At 72.3% G+C, this 592-nt stretch carries 1 pseudogene; it reads right to left on the bottom strand.

The annotated features are described in order from the left end of the window. Positions 1-592 (bottom strand): annotated as a pseudogene (locus ACU8YE_RS24020) (amidohydrolase family protein); the annotation flags it as partial.

The following is a 592-nucleotide window of genomic DNA, read 5'->3' as shown; positions in this document are numbered from 1 at the left end:
CCGGCTTGGCGTCGGCCGGGGAGGTCGGGTGCGGCCAGTCGCTGCCCCAGACGAGGCGCTCGGGGGCGCGTTGCACGTAGGCGCGGGCGAGGCGGCTCCGGTCGGCGTAGCCCGGCGGTCCGACCTTCGAGAGGATATAGGCGCCGGTGAGCTTCACCTAGGCGCCGTGCTGGTCGATCAGGTCGGCGATGACCTTGAAGCCCGGATGGTCGGGGCCGGCGGGCTCGGGCAGGTGGCCCATATGGTCGAACACGACCGGGACCGGCAGGCCCTTCAGGGTGTCGGCCAGCTCCACGATCTTGTCGCCGTCGGAGACCAGCTGGATGTGCCAGCCGAGGTCGGCGATCTTGCGGGCGACCGGCACCATGTCGGTGATCGGCGCACCGCCCGGCAGGCGCGTCCCGAACCGGACGCCGCGGATGCCGGCCCCGTCGAGCCGCTTCAGTTCGTCGGGCGTGACCGAGGCGTCGAGCATCGCGATGCCGCGGGCGGTCGGCCCGAACGCCGTCAGGGATTGGACGAGGAGGCTGTTGTCGACCCCGTAGGTCGAGGGCTGCACCACGACGTGCCGGGCGATGCCGAGGCGCTGCAT

It is taken from the genome of Ralstonia sp. VS2407 (assembly GCF_052950655.1).
The sequence above is the reverse complement of the archived record's forward strand: the minus strand, read 5'-3'. Positions and strand labels throughout refer to the sequence as shown.